This window comes from Acinetobacter sp. YH16042 (assembly GCF_013417245.1).
Taxonomy (GTDB): Bacteria; Pseudomonadota; Gammaproteobacteria; order Pseudomonadales; family Moraxellaceae; genus Acinetobacter; species Acinetobacter amyesii.
Genome location: NZ_VPEJ01000008.1, coordinates 16,446 through 32,529, shown reverse-complemented (window position 1 = coordinate 32,529; position 16,084 = coordinate 16,446). Strand labels below are relative to the sequence as shown.

The following is a 16,084-nucleotide window of genomic DNA, read 5'->3' as shown; positions in this document are numbered from 1 at the left end:
TTTTCTCAAGTTTAATTCACAGCCCACCTTAGATTTTTCAACTCATTTATTCAAGGGCGAAACTGTATCTACCCTAATTTTTTATCATTTCGATTAAAATGCTCAATAAAAGCACAAAATAAAAAACCCGCATTAAGCGGGTTTTTCATTTCAAAACTTAATTAGTTTTTATGATTAGTTTTTATGACGCATATGTGGGAACAAGATCACTTCACGAATACTTGCAGCATTGGCAAATAACATCACCAAACGGTCAATACCGATACCCTCACCCGCTGTAGGAGGTAAGCCGTATTCCAATGCTTCAATAAAGTCTGCATCGTAATGCATTGCTTCATCGTCACCCGCATCTTTTTCAGCAACTTGGGCTTGGAAACGTTCAGCTTGGTCAATCGGATCATTTAACTCTGAGAAACCATTTGCCAACTCACGACCACCGATGAAGAATTCAAAACGGTCCGTAATATGTGGATTTTCATCATTACGACGTGCCAATGGTGAAGTTTCCGCTGGGTATTCTGTGATGAATGTCGGTTGACGAAGTTCTGTTTCAACAGTTTCTTCAAATACGATGGTTTGAAGTTTGCCTAAACCAAAACCAGGTTTTACTTGCTCTTTCAGTTCATTTTTAACGAAATTTGCAAGAAACTCACGGTCAGATACATTTTCAGCGGTGAACGTTGGGTTATGTTCAAGAATCGCATCAAACATCGAAATTTTCTTGAATGGACCTTTGAAGCTATACACTTCATCACCATAAGGCACATCAGTCGAACCCAAGATGTCGATCGCCAATTTTTCAAGCATATTTTCAGTCAAAGCCATCAGGTCTTTGTAGTCTGCATACGCTTGGTAGAATTCAATCATGGTGAATTCTGGGTTATGACGTGTTGATACACCTTCGTTACGGAAGTTACGGTTAATTTCGAACACACGCTCAAAACCACCAACGACCAAACGTTTTAAGTAAAGCTCAGGCGCAATACGTAAAAATAAAGGCATATCTAATGCATTGTGATGAGTTTCAAATGGACGCGCAGATGCACCACCCGGAATCACATGCATCATTGGCGTTTCAACTTCCATGAAACGCTCATTGCTCAAATATGAACGAATACCTGACACCACTTTTGCACGAATTTCAAAAGTTTTACGTGTTTCTTCGTTCATGATGAGGTCTAAATAACGCTTACGGTATTTAACTTCAGTATCAGTCAAACCATGGAATTTGTCTGGAAGAGGACGAAGTGATTTGGTTAAAAGTTCAAAATGTTCAATATGAACATACAGGTCACCTTTACCAGAACGACCAATATAACCTTCGATGGCAATAATATCGCCCAAATCGAGTGCTTTAATGGTCGCAAGAACGTCAGCATCTAACTCTTTACGTGGTACATAAAGCTGAATACGACCAGTCATATCTTGGATTACGATGAATGAACCACGGTTCAACATCACACGACCCGCAACTTTTACATAAACCTGTTCGCCTGCTTCAATTTCTTCTTTTGATTTTTCAGCGAATTGGTCTTGTAGATCTTGTGCATAGTGTTCACGCTTAAATGTGTTAGGCCACGGGCTAACACCTGTTTCCTTGGCGTGCTCTTTGATGTGCTCTAACTTGGCATGACGCTGTGCAATTAAATCGTTTTCGGAAATGGCTTGTTCAGAAGTCGATTGAGCGTTATGTTGCGTCATCTCTGTCTCAAATAGTTAAAAAACGGAAGTTGCATAGCATAGCAGATTTCCTTTGAATTGAGCAGTAAGCAATGTACGCATTTTTTCAATAAGTTGAAATTTATCAAAGTAAGATGTTTTGACAGCTATACCTTCAGGTTTGCTTAATCCATACCTTTCAGATATGCACGAGATAAAAGTTAAATATTTAAACTTAGCAAGCCAATATTTAGCGATATCACAATGACAACTGCGTACTTTAAAATATTTATAACTATCAATATATTGAAATATATTTCAATAGCTTAATTCAACCTTTTAATCTATTTTCTTTAAGACTAAAGTCTTTTAAATGCCTACAAATTAGACCAAAAGCTAAATTCTCTTTTTGACAATTCTCTCTACAATGAAGTCATAAAATTGTTGAAAAATAAAATATTCAACACATCCAAAATGTCTGAAAACAGTGTGTAGAAAAACAATGACTTCCTGCTTATCGAAAATTCTGTTTTTACATGGATTGGATTCTTCCCGTGAATCTACCAAATTCCATGCCATCGATGCAAAACAAAAATTCTGCATTGAAGTGGACTATCGCAACTTAAATTTTCAAACTGTTGCGGACTTTTACCACGAGAGTATTGAAACCATTAAGCCTGATATCATCGTCGGTCATAGTCTCGGGGCATACTGGGCTTTGAAAATGTCGCTGTTTCATCGCATTCCGTGTGTAATTGCCAACCCCAGTCTGCATCCAGACTTTCGCGACGACTACCCTGCAATCAATGAAATGGATTTGGATCACGATATTCCACAAATTGCCTATATCGAACGTGGTGATGAAATCTTGGATATGTATGAAGCAGAACAACAACTCGAAGATTATATGCAAGTTCAAGTCATGGATGGCGGACACCATCGTCTACAATGCCCTGAAAATATCAATGATTTAATCCAACATCTCGAATTAAACTACTTAAAAAAATAAATCATATTAATCATAAGTAGCAACGTCGTTTTTATCAGACATAAAAAAGCCCTGTCATAGACAAGGCTTTTTACATTTTAAAGCTGACGCTTAGGCAGCATCTGCTTCAGGACGTGTTTTATCATCTAAAACCGACCAGATATTTAAACCCAAATCTTTATGCAAGTCAGGCAAATCTAAGAAAATGCTTGCGCCTAAAACTTGGTGTTTACATTTTTCAGCCAATTGTTTCACTGCACGAAGCGTACCGCCCGTCGCCAATACATCATCCACAATAATCACTTTTTGTGATTCGATTTCAGCTGACATTTCAAGACGATCTAAACCGTATTCAAGGCTGTAACCAACACCGACCACTGGTGGTGGTAATTTGCCGGCTTTACGTACTAAGACCAAACTTTTGCCAGTACGCTGAGCAAGTAAACTTGCCAAAACAAAACCACGTGCTTCAACCGCAATAAAGCTATCTACTTCTGCCAATTGCTCAGCTGGAATACTTGCAATTAGGGCATCAGTTAACGATTCGATGTTATTCATAAATAACGGCGTAAGGTCAAAGAAACAAATTCCTGGTTTTGGAAAATCTTGGACAGTACGAATGTTAGACCACAATGCCGCAGCAGTAGAATTACTCATAATAGGAGAAAATAAATTAAGAAAGGAATGTGTGAATTTTAACGCGATTTGAAAGAAAAGAACAGCTAACGCCCATCTAAAATGCATATTTAAAATACAATGAATTTGCATAAGTTATTGATTATTAATATTGTATTTATTTAAAAAATATCAAATATATATTTTCCTAATCATAAAATAAAAGATTTTAGAGATTTTTTCTGCAATACTTTAGTCTATGAAGATAGAAAAAGCGGTATTTAGAACCCAATTCACGGAAATGAATTCCAGTATAGCTTTCAATAGGCATAAATATTGTCAGACAATTTTTCCCAGATCTGGGGTTTGATGATATTTATTGTCCCTCACTGCCATTCTGCTTTTAATTTCACTCATTAAACTCTTAGCCACTTTACTTTATCGTTAGAACTGCGTAAAAATTTAACATAAGAGTCTACTGTATAAGGCTAATTAACCTTAAGGTATAAACTTATACAGTTATGAAGTATTTACTGACTTAATTTTGTGTCAGTTTTTGGAGAATGGAATGAAAAAGTATCAGTGCATCGTTTGTGGATGGATTTATGACGAAGCAGAAGGCTGGCCACAAGACGGTATCGTGGCAGGAACGAAATGGGAAGATATCCCAGATGATTGGACTTGCCCAGACTGTGGAGTCTCAAAAGTAGATTTTGAAATGGTTGAAATCTAATAAATAGAATCTAAGGCCATCATCGTTATGGTCTTTTTTTTGTCTTTAAAAAATATGAAATGTGTTTGGAGTTGAGTATGCACCCTATTGTCATTATTGGTTCTGGTATGGCGGGATATGCCGTTGCGCGTGAATTTCGTAAGTTAAATCCTGAACTAGAACTTATTATGATCTGTGCAGATGATGCCATTAACTATGCTAAACCGACATTATCCAATGCGCTCGTTGGCAACAAAGCCCCTGAGCAAATCCCTTTAGGTGATGCCGCAAAAATGTCGGCTCAACTCAATATGCAAATTATCAATAAGAGTTGGGTGAAAGCGATCGATGCAGCAAAACATGAGCTCACAATTGAAAGCCAAAATGGAACTCAAACACAACTATATTCAAAACTCGTTTTAGCAGTCGGCGCAAATCCAATTCGTTTAGCCATTTCGGGTGATGGCAGTGAAGACATTCATGTCGTCAACAATTTAGATCACTATAAAGCATTCCGTAAACAGCTTGCAGCACGTGAAGATAAACGTGTGGTGATTTTAGGGGCAGGCTTGATTGGCTGTGAATTTGCCAACGACCTCCAAAATACTGGGGCGAAAGTATCGGTGGTTGATTTAGCTCCGCAACCTTTGGGTCGCCTCCTGCCGTCTCATGTTGCAGCTAAATTCCAAAGCAATTTAGAAGAAACGGGTATTCAATTCGTTTTAGGTACGACAGTCGACAAAGTGTCACGTATTGAAAATGGTGATTATCAAGTAAGCCTTGCCAATGGTCAAAGCTTAGTGGCAGATGTTGTGTTGTCTGCGATTGGTCTACAGCCTGAGATTAACTTAGCAAAACAAGCCGGTATTCACACCAGTCGTGGCGTATTAACCAATAAAAGCTTAGAAACCAACTTGGCAGATATCTATGCTGTCGGTGACTGTGCTGAAGTCAATGGTACCCTTCTGCCATACGTGATGCCAATCATGCAACAAGCGCGTGCTTTGGCAAAAACCCTCAATGGCGAACATACCGCAGTGCATTATCCTGCCATGCCTGTAGCTGTTAAAACACCTGCTGCACCTTTAACTGTCCTTCCTGCGCCAATTGATGTAGAAACCCAATGGGAAACAGAAGAGCTTGAAGATGGCATGATTGCCCGTGCGATCGATCAAGATGGCGTATTACGTGGATTTGTACTGCTCGGTGCAACTGCTGGGAAGCAACGTTTAACTTTGACTAAGCAGGTTCCGGACTTGATTCCTGCTTCAGTTTAAGGTTTAAATACAAGGACGTCCTGATAATAATAGACGTCCTTTTTAAAGGAAAATAACAATGAATAGTGCCCTTCAGTTTAATATTTCACCTTATGCCTCTTTTATGCATGAAACTCGCGTAGAGTTAGGCAATGGCATTGAACTTCATGTCGAGGTGGGTGGTCATCCTGAAGATCCTGCAATCTTACTAATTATGGGACTCGGCGCACAAATGTTGTATTGGCCCGATTTCTTTTGTAAGTCCCTAATAGATCAAGGTTACCGAGTTATTCGCTTTGATAATCGTGATATTGGTCTGTCGAGTAAAATTCGTAACCCAGGCCCACGTCTTAACACCTTTAAATTGATGGGACGTTTTGCCTTAGGTCTAGAGAATCAGGGTGCGCCTTATGATCTATACGATATGGCAGACGATGTTGCACTATTAATTGATCGTATGGGACTCGATAAAGTCCATATTTTAGGTGCTTCGATGGGCGGCATGATCGCTCAAATCGTGGCGGCACGCTATCCCGACAAAGTCCACAACTTAAGCTTACTTTTTACCAGTAACATCCAACCCTTACTTCCACCGCCATTTCCAAAGCAATTATTTAGTCTAATTGAAAAACCTGAATCTAACGATGAAGATGGCATTATTAACCATAGTCTGAAAGTTTTTAATATTATAGGCTCTCCAGGCTATATTAATCAGCTTGAAGTGATACAAACTGCACGTAAACTCTATAAGCGGAGTTATTACCCAGCGGGTGTACTTCAACAGTTTTTAGCAATATTATGTACAGGTTCCCTGCTGCAGTTAGATAAACAAATTCAGCATAAAACCATTGTGGTTCATGGAGCTCGTGACCGTTTGCTGCCGCCAAGCCATGGTAAGGCCGTTGCAAAGGCTATTTCAGGTGCTAAATTTGAATTAATTGATGGAATGGGGCATGATATCCCACCGCATTTTATTCCATATCTTAGCGGTTTGTTTGCTGATCACTTTAAATCATAAATTAGGACACTATGGCTGCATTACCATCCTTAAGACAGCTGTCATATCTAGTAACACTGTCAGAAACGCTACACTTTACTGAAGCTGCGCGTCGTTCTTTTGTCACCCAGTCTACTTTGTCTGGCGGGATCATGGAACTTGAGCGTTTACTAGGTGGCGTATTGGTAGAACGCGACCGTCAAAACGTGCGTTTAACTCCTCTTGGTGAACAAGTTGTCGGAAGAGCTCGAGTTCTATTGGCAGATGCGCAAGACCTAATGCGTTTAAGTCGTGAAATGAGCGAACCTCTAACGGGTGATTTACATCTAGGGGTCATTCCTACTATTGCGCCATTTTTACTTGCACCATTATTAGAAGAAGTGCATAAGCAACTACCAAAAATTCAATTGCATTTACATGAAGCACAAAGTGAAAAAATTGTTGAGAAACTCGAGCACGGTAATCTAGATATCGTATTACTTGCTCTTCCTTTCGATACACGTAGCTTGAAAGTTGCAGAAGTAAACAAAGAAAAATTGTTCTTGGTGTACAACAAAGCTGACCAAAATGCAGCTCAAGCGAAATCTTTAGACGACTTAGATTTATCTCGTTTAATGTTGCTTGAAGAAGGCCATTGCTTACGTGATCATGCTTTGAGTGCATGCCCGATTGGTGAACGTAAAAATGACCATCGTTTAAAAGCAAGCTCTTTACCAACTTTGGTTGAGATGGTTTCCGCAGATTTAGGCTTTACCTTATTGCCTGAAATTGCAGTTCATACCAATATGATCAAAGCCAATGAAGATTTGGCTGTGAAAGAAATAGAAGCTAGTCCTACACGCACATTAGCATTGGTAACGCGTAAAAGTACGCCGCTTCAAAGTGAATTTGATGTATTGCTTCAAATCTTGCAGAAAATCACTAACAATCTGCACTAACTAATCAGTGTGAAAATTAAAGAGAGCCCTGTGCTCTCTTTTTTATTTGGCAGAAGTTAATATTAATTTAAAAACTGATGTTACTCACGTAAAAGTAATTTCGCATTTTTAAATCTATTCGATGGAATCTTACATCTAGGGATTGAATAAAGAGATTAGTTTTCGGCTGGAGGTACTCTTACGAAACGTTGTTTCTTCATTCGGCAAAATGAGAAGTGCGCTTCGTAAGAAAACCATCTTGCAGAGCAATGCTCCTCACCGCAAAACTCGTTCACTAGCGTCTACTTATTCAAAGTATCGCAAAAACATTTTTGATTAGAAGTCATCCTGTCTCAAACACTTGCGGATGGCCTTACGCATATCGGTTTTTATTTAAATCAAATCGCGCTTCTAATGTTACTATATAACATCAGTTAAAAAATGAAATACAGCATCTAGAAAAAAGAAAAGGCTAACCCAAATAGGTAGCCTGATAAGGTAATATATGACTTGATGTATATCTCAATTCATCGCCTCGATAATATCTTCACACTAGCCAGATAAGTAAGAAGATAAATACATCTTATTAAAATATAACCTTCGTTAAAATCACTAGTTTCAGGTATTTTAGATAAAGTAGGCGAATTGAAAATAAGGTCCTATAGAATAAATGTTGACTAAAAATCAATCACATTATTTTAAATATTTACTACGCTTTATATTTAAAATAACTAAGCAATAGATAGAAATAAATTCATATCGGAAACAGTCCAATTTATCCGTTGTCAAAATACGATATTCACATTTCGATTATTTTTTTCAATCCGAATACAAATTTAATTGTTATTTAACCAATAAATCTAAAATTAAAAACAAAAAACCATAAATCTTTTCATTCAAAATAATGAAAAACACCAAAAATATACGCTATTTAAATTCCATTATATCACAATAATTTAATTATACTTTGATGTATAAATCACTACTTCTAGGTATATTTTTCTAATTCACTTCCATGCACATTATGGAAATGCAATTTGATTAAAAATAATAAATGAGCGAAATGTATGATGAGTGAATTTTTATTACCAGTACCCGTTTTGATCATTGATCATCAATCAATGACTTCAAAAACAGTGCTGTTTAACATCTTAGGAGACCTCGGTTATCCTGAAGACCTCATTACATTTTCAGAAAATTTAGCAGATGCAGAACAACAAATTTTCAATCAATTGCCCAATTTAATCTTTTTAGTGGTCACGCAACAGTCTGATATCTCATTCATACATAAAATTAAGAAAATCTATCCTTCGAGTAATCTCATCATTTTAGTCAATGAACAGTCTGCAGATTTAACTTTACATGCGATTCAGTTAGGTGCAACTGCCTATATGTTGATTCAACAACCAATTGAAGACACTTATAACCAACTGAAAACCATTTTAAGAGGTGGCGCTGCCCTTCATCCTAGTTTTGCTAAATTTTTATTGAGTGAAACTTTTAGTCCGCAAAATGCAGCGCCGAAACAGCTCAGTCTAAATCCAGTAGAATATCAAATTTTGGATATGGTCAGCCATAGTGCGACTCAAGAGCAGATGGTCAATGAATTAAAACTTTCTACTTATCAAATTGATGGTTTTGTCAAAAATATCTATAGAAAAATTTGTAGCTACAGCTAAATTTAGCTGAGATAAACGATTCAAAAACAATCTAGAAAATTTAAAAAAATAAAGGGAGCATTGCTCCCTTTATTTTTGTTCAACACATTTATTTAAATGCGTCTAAAAGCACATGCTGTGAATTATGTGCTTCCTCGCCCTCTTGGACATGGGTACGAATCCAACGCCCATCACTTTGGAGCAACCAAGCTTGCTGATTATCTTTTAGATAATTCACTAAACCTAATTGATAAATACGCTTTTTCAAGGCTGGATCCTCAATTGGGAAACAAGCTTCAACACGGTTAAATAAATTACGATCCATCCAGTCTGCACTTGAACAGTAAATCCGTGCATCGCCATTATTACTGAAATAATAAACTCGGGTATGTTCTAAGAAACGGCCAACAATAGAACGTACGCGAATATTTTCAGACAGCCCCGGTAATCCCGGACGCAAACAACAAATAGAACGAATAATTAAATCAATCTGTACACCCGCTTGTGACGCTTCATACAGTTTATTGATCAACTGAACTTCAGTTAATGCATTGACCTTGACAATGATTTGCGCAGGCTTACCTGCTTTAGCATTGGCAATTTCATTATCAATATAATTGATCAGTTGAGCATGTAAGGTAAATGGCGCATGCAGCAATTTTTTCAACTTCGCCATTTTGCCCATACCGGTCAGCTCTTGGAAAATGCGATGTACATCCTCGCAGAGTTCTTTATCGGTGGTTAACAGGCCATAATCGGTATAGATACGCGCATTGCCCGCGTGATAGTTCCCCGTACCTAAATGCACATAACGCACCAATTTATTATTTTCACGGCGTACCACCAAAATCATTTTGGCATGGGTCTTATAGCCCACGATGCCATACACCACCACTGCGCCCGCTTCTTGTAATACATTGGCTACAGCAATATTTGATTCTTCATCAAATCGTGCTCGAAGCTCAATTACTGCGGTAACCTCTTTACCATTACGTGCTGCTTCCGCTAAGACTTGCACAATTTCAGAGTCTGCGCCACTTCGATAAAGCGTTTGTTTAATGGCCAAAACTTGTGGATCACGTGCAGCTTCGCGCAGTAGGTTGATTACAGGTGCGAATGATTCAAAGGGATGGTGTAGCAAAATATCTTGCTTTTGCATCGCACTAAAAATGTTTTCAGATTTTTTGAGTACTTTCGGTATAACAGGAATATGTGCGTCATAACGTAGATGTGGACGTTTAAAGTTTGACAGTAAACGTGCAAGGTTAACTGGCCCATCTACTTTATAAAGTTGCTCTTCTTCTAAATCGAACTCATCAAGCAAATATTCATAAATATGCTGCGGACAATTTTCTGTCACTTCCAAGCGAACGGCGCGACCAAAACGACGTGAATTCAACTCACCTTTCAGAGCTTTGGCCAAGTCTTCAACATCTTCATTCAAAGCCAAATCGGCATTACGCGTCACGCGGAATTGGTAGCAACCCGTCGCCGTCATACCGGGGAACAAGTCAGAGACATGTTCATGAATAATTGCCGATAGCATCACGTGATGTTCTTTGCCACCGGTTAATTCATCAGGGAGTCGAACGACACGTGGCAGCGAACGCGGTGCAGGTACAACGGCTAAGTCAATCTGACGACCAAACGCATCCTTCCCTTCTAAAGTCACAATAAAGTTCAGCGACTTATTCACCAAGCGAGGGAATGGATGTGCAGGATCTAAGCTAATTGGCGTTAAGACCGGAGCAACTTGTTCTTGGAAATACTTTTTTACCCATGCCGACTGTGCAGGGGTTAATTCACCACGACGTAAGAAGCAAATGTCTTCTTCACGCAGTTTGGGTAAAATTTCTTGATTTAAAATACGATACTGGCGCTCAATTGCCGCATGCGCTGTCGCAGAAATTTCATCTAATACTTGTTTTGGTGTTAAGCCATCTGGACTGCGGCTTTCATTACCTAAGTCTAGCTGTTCCATCATTCCCGCAACACGAATTTCAAAAAATTCGTCTAAGTTACGTGAAAAGATCAGTAAGAAATTCATCCGCTCTAATAATGGATGAATGGGGTCAACCGCTTGTTCGAGCACACGCAGATGAAAGTCGAGAATCGATAACTCTCGATTGATATAACGATCATTATAAGTATATTCAGTAGGTACTTGCGCGACTTCAGCTGCGGTATTCATCTCAAACCCATATAAAAAATGTGTGCTGTACTCAGTTTAGTATGCTTCAAATTTATGACAATTTCATAAAAAAAGCCCATAAAGATGAGCTTTTTGTTGTAATTCAAATCGCTGCCATGCCATTTGACGAGTGTTTAGATCGTTCTTAATCTGGGATATGGCTATAACGCATATATTTTTGGATCATGCGCTTACGATAATTTAGCTTTCTATCATTTCGATTTTCATCATAATATTTTGGATTGGGTAAAATAGCCGCAATAAATGCCGCTTGTTCTCGACTCAAACTCCGTGAACTTTTACCAAAATAGTGCTGTGTTGCAGCTTCTACGCCGTAAATGTTGTCCCCAAACTCAACCGAGTTGAGATATACCTCTAAAATACGTTGCTTCGTCCACATGCGTTCCATCATCCATGTTGCAACAGCTTCCTGCCCTTTTCGAATAAATGACCGCTTATTATATAAAAATAAGTTTTTTGCCAATTGCTGCGAAATGGTAGACCCACCTGCAACCACTTTGCCCTTATCTTTATTGCGTTCTAAAGCATTTTGCATGCCTTCCCAATCAAAACCTTTATGTTGTAAAAACTTGCCATCTTCCGCGGCAACAACAGCATGTTTGACATAATCACTGATTTGGTCGTAATCACGCCATTCGTGTTTAATCGGTTTGGATGGCTCAGACCAATAATCTAAACGCATCATCATCGTCGATTCCACAGGATGCGTACGCCACCACACCAAACTACCAAAGATCCAAAGCTGCACCAAAAGTACAAGACTGACAAGAATTAACAATGTACGAACAATAAAGGCTTTCATGTCAGTGTGTTACTCCAGAAATTCTGTTTTTTCATGTTAAGCTTATTTTTAAATATTTTGACACAGTACAAGAATAGCATGTCTGAACTCAGCCCTCCTGCTGTATCAACCCGTAAGCTGCAAATCCAACTGTGGTGGATCACGGCACTCTTAATTACCATCAATGTTGGACTCTTTGGCTGGCAAGTGTTGCATGGAATGAACGTTAGCCAACCCGACACACTGGATGCTTTGCGTTGGGGTGCTGATTATGCACCTTTAACCTTTTTAGAGGAACCCATCCGCTTATTCAGCAGTATGTTTTTTCATTTTGGCCTGATTCACCTGATGTTGAATATGTGGGCTTTGTATATTTTTGGCAGTGTTGCCGAGCAAATGTTAGGTCGTTTCTACTTCCTCGGCCTGTATGTTTTAGCAGGACTGATGGGAAGTTTATTGAGTGGGTATTTAACCATTCAGGACAGCTATGCATTATTGGCCGAAGGTGCAGCCAATCAGCAGCTTTTCCCGAGTATTGGTGCAGGTGCATCGGGTGCAGTGATGGGTCTCGGTGCCGCGCTGACGATTATTTCGCTGCTCCCTATGTTACCTAAACAGCAATTTTATCTGGATAAAAAAACCTTATTGATGGTGATGGGCATTAACCTCGCGATGGGCTTTATGATTAGTGGAATTAATAATGCCGCGCATATTGGCGGCATGTTGATGGGCGCTGCATTGGCTTTCATTTGGTATGTGGGACAAAAATTACATCAATCCCTAATCATTCAAATGATCGGTCTAATCGCCGCAGCTGTCGGATGCTACCTGTTTTATCTGCATTGCCAACAATTAATCCAACCGATTTTACCGCTTTGGGAACACTTTATCCTGCTGATGAAGCAATCTTTCGCAGCACGTTAAACAGTGGAATGAACCCTGTGGCTATAACACAGACATGTTGAAAACACGTCAAATCTTGTCTAAATCCAAACTACGCACTTGGTTCTTGCTCCACTCTTAACTTGCTCGGCTGTTAACCATCTCCACCCTTAACTATTCAGTTCACGCAAACTTTCTAAGGGTGGAATATCGCAAAGATAACTTAAGCGATAACGTCCGATCAATGTACAGACTAAGGTCATTACCAGTGGGAGGATCAACCAAATCTCGGCATGTAGCTGGATGACCAATTCCATTTTATAACTGACAATCGCGCTGATCACTTCAGCAAAAATACATGCCACAACACCCGAAATTAGACCCATCAAACCGACTTCCAAACTGAGCATCGACTTTAATTTTTGCTTGGAACTGCCGAAGGAACGCAGTAATGCCACTTCTTTTTTGCGTTCATCCATAAATAAGTTCAAACATGCGATCAAGACCAAAATGCCTGAAATACTGACCAATAGCGCCAAGATAGTAATAATCTGAACCAATACGCTGACGATGCGTTTGATCTCATCCAAAATCAGACTGACATCAATAAACACGGTATTCGAAAACTGCTGAATTAGACCAATTAACTGATTTTTATCTTGCGGTGGAACATAGAAACTCCCCAAATAGCTGCCGGCATTTTCATCCATGGTTTGGGGAGAGAAAATAAAGAAGAAATTTGGACTAAAGCTTTCCCACTCCACACTGCGAAGGTTGATCACCTTGGCTTGCAAAATCCCTTCAGGAAGGCTAAAACTCAGTCGATCTCCAATTTGAATACCGAGCTCTTGTGCGGTTTTCACCTCTACCGATACTTCATTGACTTGTTGAAACTGCTGACTACCCGCGATGATTTGATTATCTTTTGGAAAAGTTGCAGCCTGTGTGAGATTCAATTCACGGCGTAATGAATTATTACTTTTAATTAAAGCATCCGAAAAAGGGAGATCATTTTTGGCAACTAATCGTCCACGAATATTCGGGTACATCGGCGTCCCTTGCCAACCATGCAGCCTGAGTTGTTGATTAAAATCCTGTAACTCAAATGGCGGTAATCCATAGACAAATTGGTTAGGTGTCCCTTGTGGTAATTGTTGTTGCCAACGTTCCAGCAAATCCGTGCGCAATACCGCTAAAACCGTGATCAGACTTAGCCCTAATGCCAATGCAGTAATTTGAAATGCCGTTTGATACGGTGTACGTATATATGCTGAGATTTTCCTCCCCCAACTTTTCAAGGCTTTCAAACTGAGCCAGACCATCATATATAGGCCTATACACAGGAAGATGATGGCGCAAATCAGCCACAGGGTGAGTTGTAAATTTTCAGTTAAAACCACACAAAACACCACCAAACTGAGTGTTCCGAAACTGAGCATCCAAAGCATGGAACGTACAGAACGCTCTTGTTGTCGTATCACCCGTGCTGGCGGCGTCCCTAATAATTGCCAAAGACTTGGAAGAACAAATCCTAATAGCACAATCGCACTGGTGAATATTGCAATTGGAAGTGGGCCAAGCAGCATAGACAGGGCTGAAAACTCTAATTGTAAATTTGGAATCAGCTGTAGCATCAGTTGCAATAAGCCATAACCCAATCCCAGACCAATCAAACTTCCAAACAGGATTGAAAGCCCGAGTACAACCAACAGTAAAGCCAGATAAGCACTTAATATTTGCTGTTTGGTCGATCCAATACAGCGCATCAGTGCAATGGCATCTTGATTTTGTTGGACATAGCGCTGACTGGTTAATGCGATGGCGATACCACAAAGTAAAATAGTTAAAATATTGGCCAGTTGTAAAAACGTTTCTAGGTTGGCAATCGGCTTCATCAAGCGAGTATTGCCTTCACTGGCATTTCTCAATTTCAAACTGCTTTGAGCTGCATCCTGAACCTGCGTATGATCTGAGTTAGCGGAACGGTCTTCACTTTGATCGCCAAATTTCTGCTTATACAGTTTTTCAAAGCGCTGGGTATTTTGTGCATCTCCTGCCATTAACAGGCGATATTCAATCCGACTCCCGACTTGGATGGCATTGGTTCTCTCCACCTCAGACTGCGCAATCATAACTGTCGGTGAAAAACCACTGAAACCGAGTTCCTGATTGGTGTCATGGATGATTTTGGCACTGACTTGAAAAGCAGCATCAGCAATATTGATCTGATCTCCAACCTTTACACCCAATAAATCCATGGCACGAGGACTTAACCAGACCTCACTAGCTTGTATAGAACGGTTTAGTTTCGGTTCTGTTTCGAGTTCACCTCGTAATGGAAATGCAGCATCAACGGCTTTGACATTAACCATGACAAATTGCTGATCAGTGTGCGCCATGCTGCTAAATAGCGTGACATTCGATTGTTTTAATTGCTGTGCTTTGGCTTGTTGTTGCCACTCTTGTGGAATTGGTTCATTGGCTGTCAGCACCAAATCTGCTGCCAACATTTCAGCAGCTTGTAGCGCTACAGCATTTTGAATTTGTACATTACTAAACTTTAAAGCCGTGGTGGCACTGATCGCCAAGGTTAGTGCGATCAATAATAAATACACACCCGTGGTTTTAAAACTCAGCTGTAAGAGTGGTCGAAACAGTGCCAAAAGATTCATGCAGCATCTCCTGTTCGATGCTCAATCAATTGACCATTGACCAATTCAAAATGGCGCTGACATTGACGGGCCAAATCGGCATCATGTGTCACCAATACCAATGTGGTTCCCATTTCACGATTTAACTGAAATAACAATTGTTCAATTTCCTGTGCCGTTGCACTGTCTAAATTACCTGTCGGTTCATCTGCAAAGATCAGATCGGGTTCACTCACCAAAGCACGGGCAATCGCAACCCGTTGCTGCTCACCACCGGATAAAACTTTGGGAGCTTGATGCGCTTGGCGTTCTAGTCCGACCTTTGCTAACAGTTTTAATGCTTTTTCTTCGGCGGCTTTGACCTGAAAATTTGCTTTTAGCCGTAGCGGCAGCATGACATTTTCCAGTGCCGTTAAATGTGGCAACAACTGGAAAGACTGAAAGACAAATCCAATATGAGCCAAACGGACTTGAGCACGCTGTTCTTCATTTAATAGATGAATGTCTTGACCACAGACCCGTAATTGTCCCGAACTGGCCTGATCTAAGGTCGCCAAAATACCCAACAAGGTGGATTTACCTGAACCAGAACGACCAGTAATCGCAACTTGTTCCCCTGCAAAGATTTCAAGATCGAGTTGTTCGAAGATCGATAACTGTTTTTGTGGAAGTTGTATCTTTTGTGTCAATTGCTGTGCAGAAATAATCGCCTGTGGCATGATGTCAACATCTGTCGTGAGTTGGGTCATATCTTCC

At 39.8% G+C, this 16,084-nt stretch carries 13 protein-coding genes; 7 read left to right on the top strand and 6 right to left on the bottom strand.

All coding sequences use genetic code 11. The features are described from left to right. Positions 1-174: 174 nt before the first annotated feature. On the bottom strand, positions 175-1,701 hold the full coding sequence (lysS, locus tag FTV37_RS07730; protein ID WP_180063450.1) for a lysine--tRNA ligase: 1,527 nt from the start codon (positions 1,699-1,701) through the stop codon (positions 175-177). 460 nt (positions 1,702-2,161) lie between these two features. Between lysS and FTV37_RS07725 the strand changes: the two genes are divergently transcribed. After that, positions 2,162-2,668 carry a YqiA/YcfP family alpha/beta fold hydrolase gene (locus FTV37_RS07725; RefSeq protein WP_078189929.1) on the top strand — a complete coding sequence of 169 codons (507 nt, stop codon included), beginning with the start codon at positions 2,162-2,164 and terminating at the stop codon, positions 2,666-2,668. Positions 2,669-2,758: 90 nt separating this feature from the next. Here the strand turns inward: FTV37_RS07725 and FTV37_RS07720 are convergent, their stop codons facing one another. Beyond that, the gene (locus FTV37_RS07720; RefSeq protein WP_180063449.1) at positions 2,759-3,304 is read right to left on the bottom strand and encodes an adenine phosphoribosyltransferase; all 546 of its coding nucleotides are present in this window, start codon (positions 3,302-3,304) and stop codon (positions 2,759-2,761) included. Between the two features lie 526 nt (positions 3,305-3,830). On the opposite strand from FTV37_RS07720, the gene rubA reads away from it, so the two are divergent. From rubA to FTV37_RS07695, 5 genes are all read left to right on the top strand, one after another. Beyond that, the gene (gene rubA, locus FTV37_RS07715; RefSeq protein ID WP_005179369.1) at positions 3,831-3,995 is read left to right on the top strand and encodes a rubredoxin RubA; all 165 of its coding nucleotides are present in this window, start codon (positions 3,831-3,833) and stop codon (positions 3,993-3,995) included. Positions 3,996-4,072: 77 nt separating this feature from the next. Next, a complete protein-coding gene (locus FTV37_RS07710; protein ID WP_180063448.1) occupies positions 4,073-5,251 on the top strand; it encodes an NAD(P)/FAD-dependent oxidoreductase in 1,179 nt (392 codons plus the stop codon). 58 nt (positions 5,252-5,309) lie between these two features. After that, entirely contained in the window at positions 5,310-6,248 is a 939-nt protein-coding gene (locus tag FTV37_RS07705; protein WP_218947575.1) for an alpha/beta fold hydrolase, read from the top strand. An 11-nt stretch (positions 6,249-6,259) separates the two neighbouring features. Beyond that, complete coding sequence (oxyR, locus tag FTV37_RS07700) at positions 6,260-7,165, top strand: LysR family transcriptional regulator OxyR (protein WP_180007453.1); 906 nt, start codon at positions 6,260-6,262, stop codon at positions 7,163-7,165. 1,046 nt (positions 7,166-8,211) lie between these two features. Further along, positions 8,212-8,823, top strand: a complete 612-nt coding sequence (locus tag FTV37_RS07695) for a response regulator transcription factor (RefSeq protein ID WP_180063447.1) — start codon at positions 8,212-8,214, stop codon at positions 8,821-8,823. 88 nt (positions 8,824-8,911) lie between these two features. Here FTV37_RS07695 and ppk1 read toward each other — a convergent pair whose 3' ends face one another. Both ppk1 and mtgA read right to left on the bottom strand, forming a co-directional pair. Next, positions 8,912-10,993: a polyphosphate kinase 1 gene (gene ppk1, locus FTV37_RS07690; RefSeq protein WP_078189935.1), complete on the bottom strand. Its 2,082-nt coding sequence runs from the start codon at positions 10,991-10,993 to the stop codon at positions 8,912-8,914. Positions 10,994-11,138: 145 nt separating this feature from the next. Continuing rightward, positions 11,139-11,816 (bottom strand): monofunctional biosynthetic peptidoglycan transglycosylase, encoded by a 678-nt coding sequence (gene mtgA / locus FTV37_RS07685; protein ID WP_180063446.1) that lies wholly within the window; start codon positions 11,814-11,816, stop codon positions 11,139-11,141. Positions 11,817-11,894: 78 nt separating this feature from the next. Between mtgA and FTV37_RS07680 the strand changes: the two genes are divergently transcribed. Further along, positions 11,895-12,719 (top strand): rhomboid family intramembrane serine protease, encoded by an 825-nt coding sequence (locus FTV37_RS07680; protein ID WP_180063445.1) that lies wholly within the window; start codon positions 11,895-11,897, stop codon positions 12,717-12,719. A gap of 128 nt (positions 12,720-12,847) precedes the next feature. On the opposite strand, the gene FTV37_RS07675 is transcribed toward FTV37_RS07680, so the two are convergent. Next, the gene (locus tag FTV37_RS07675) at positions 12,848-15,349 is read right to left on the bottom strand and encodes an ABC transporter permease (protein ID WP_180063444.1); all 2,502 of its coding nucleotides are present in this window, start codon (positions 15,347-15,349) and stop codon (positions 12,848-12,850) included. After that, positions 15,346-16,077 (bottom strand): ABC transporter ATP-binding protein, encoded by a 732-nt coding sequence (locus tag FTV37_RS07670; RefSeq protein ID WP_180005271.1) that lies wholly within the window; start codon positions 16,075-16,077, stop codon positions 15,346-15,348. Before FTV37_RS07670 ends, FTV37_RS07675 begins: the two co-directional genes overlap by 4 nt. Positions 16,078-16,084 lie beyond the last annotated feature (7 nt).

Bases quoted from the DNA above. Each gene is read 5' to 3' on its own strand.
- lysS (WP_180063450.1), bottom strand. From the start codon at position 1,701: ATGACGCAACATAACGCTCAATCGACTTCTGAACAAGCCATTTCCGAA.
- FTV37_RS07725 (WP_078189929.1), top strand. From the start codon at position 2,162: ATGACTTCCTGCTTATCGAAAATTCTGTTTTTACATGGATTGGATTCT.
- FTV37_RS07720 (WP_180063449.1), bottom strand. From the start codon at position 3,304: ATGAGTAATTCTACTGCTGCGGCATTGTGGTCTAACATTCGTACTGTC.
- rubA (WP_005179369.1), top strand. From the start codon at position 3,831: ATGAAAAAGTATCAGTGCATCGTTTGTGGATGGATTTATGACGAAGCA.
- FTV37_RS07710 (WP_180063448.1), top strand. From the start codon at position 4,073: ATGCACCCTATTGTCATTATTGGTTCTGGTATGGCGGGATATGCCGTT.
- FTV37_RS07705 (WP_218947575.1), top strand. From the start codon at position 5,310: ATGAATAGTGCCCTTCAGTTTAATATTTCACCTTATGCCTCTTTTATG.
- oxyR (WP_180007453.1), top strand. From the start codon at position 6,260: ATGGCTGCATTACCATCCTTAAGACAGCTGTCATATCTAGTAACACTG.
- FTV37_RS07695 (WP_180063447.1), top strand. From the start codon at position 8,212: ATGATGAGTGAATTTTTATTACCAGTACCCGTTTTGATCATTGATCAT.
- ppk1 (WP_078189935.1), bottom strand. From the start codon at position 10,993: ATGAATACCGCAGCTGAAGTCGCGCAAGTACCTACTGAATATACTTAT.
- mtgA (WP_180063446.1), bottom strand. From the start codon at position 11,816: ATGAAAGCCTTTATTGTTCGTACATTGTTAATTCTTGTCAGTCTTGTA.
- FTV37_RS07680 (WP_180063445.1), top strand. From the start codon at position 11,895: ATGTCTGAACTCAGCCCTCCTGCTGTATCAACCCGTAAGCTGCAAATC.
- FTV37_RS07675 (WP_180063444.1), bottom strand. From the start codon at position 15,349: ATGAATCTTTTGGCACTGTTTCGACCACTCTTACAGCTGAGTTTTAAA.
- FTV37_RS07670 (WP_180005271.1), bottom strand. From the start codon at position 16,077: ATGACCCAACTCACGACAGATGTTGACATCATGCCACAGGCGATTATT.